Origin of the sequence: Mesorhizobium captivum, from assembly GCF_033977165.1 — a bacterium.
In the GTDB taxonomy this organism is placed as follows: domain Bacteria; phylum Pseudomonadota; class Alphaproteobacteria; order Rhizobiales; family Rhizobiaceae; genus Mesorhizobium; species Mesorhizobium captivum.
Genome location: NZ_JAVIJB010000119.1, coordinates 1 through 1167, shown reverse-complemented (window position 1 = coordinate 1167; position 1167 = coordinate 1). Strand labels below are relative to the sequence as shown.

Sequence of the window (1167 nt, the reverse complement as noted above, 5' to 3'; positions counted from 1 at the left end):
GGCAGGGCAATGAGCGACTATCTGAGGTGTCAAGTTGCATTTGCGAACTCGCTTCGCGCGTCGCGTGCTTTTGCATTGAGAATGACGAGCAGCTTTCTGGCGAGCGCGATGCGGATGACCATCTTTTCCTTCCCGGCCGCCTGCAACCGTTGCTGGAAAGCAGCCAGATGCGGATCATATTTGGCAACGATGCTGGCAACGAGGAAGAGGACGCCGCGCGGTCCGGCGCGACCGCCACGTACCGGTCTTCGGCCGCTGCGCTTACCGCTGTCATTGGCGATCGGCGCCAAGCCGGCCAGCTTGGCGATGGCCCTGTTGGAGACGATGCCGATCTCGGGCAACTGCGCCATCAGCCGCGCCACGGTACGAGAGGCGACCCCTTTAAGCGAGCGAAAGGCCCGGTCAAGGCATGCCCACAACGGATCATCGTCGATGAGCGAGGCAATCTCACCCTCAAGCCTGCGGCTCTGACGCACGAGCAGCGCGATGACCTCATCGAGGCTGGCGATGGTCTCGGTGTCGGCGGCCGCACTCTTGCGCTGCTTTTGGATGGTGAGATCACCTCCCACCTGCGAAAGCCGCGCAACCAGTGCCTTGAGCCGCTGCTGGGCCGCGCATGGCGGCGGCATTGGCTTGAGCTGCTTGACCAGGCCATAGCAGGCGATCATGGCGGCATCGATCCTGTCGGTCTTCTCCAGGAAGCCCATTGCCTCGGCGAAGTAGCGAACGCTGCGGGCGTTGGCCATGCCGCAGGGTTGCCCCATCTCCCACAACAGCAGGAAGGCCAGCCGTTCGTAGCCGCCACTGGCCTCCATGACGACAAGTTCGACGCCATGGCCCTGACACCAAGCCGCCAGGTCGGCGACGCCTGCCGCATCGTTACGGAAACGGCCCGCCGCCCCGCTCGGCTCGACATGGGCATCGAGCCATCCTTTCGAAACATCCACTCCACATATGATCTTGTTCACGGTAACCTGCCTTGTGCGTGCGATTGGAGCCAAGCGACTATTCGGTCGTACGTGACGAAGGCGAAGATCCCAGGCTCATTGTCGGTTGTGACCGAAGGGGCGTCGGGCGACTCCGCCAAGCCTCGAATCGGATGGCCGTCCGGTTCGAGGCTCAGTCGCTTCCATCGCACAAATCTCTGTCCGTGCAGATACAAGGGGC

The 1167-nt window shown here is 62.6% G+C and carries 1 protein-coding gene; it reads right to left on the bottom strand.

Annotated features, from left to right (window positions below):
• Positions 1–29 precede the first annotated feature (29 nt).
• Positions 30–968 carry an IS110 family RNA-guided transposase gene (locus tag RFM40_RS33550; RefSeq protein ID WP_320230401.1) on the bottom strand — a complete coding sequence of 313 codons (939 nt, stop codon included), beginning with the start codon at positions 966–968 and terminating at the stop codon, positions 30–32.
• Positions 969–1167 lie beyond the last annotated feature (199 nt).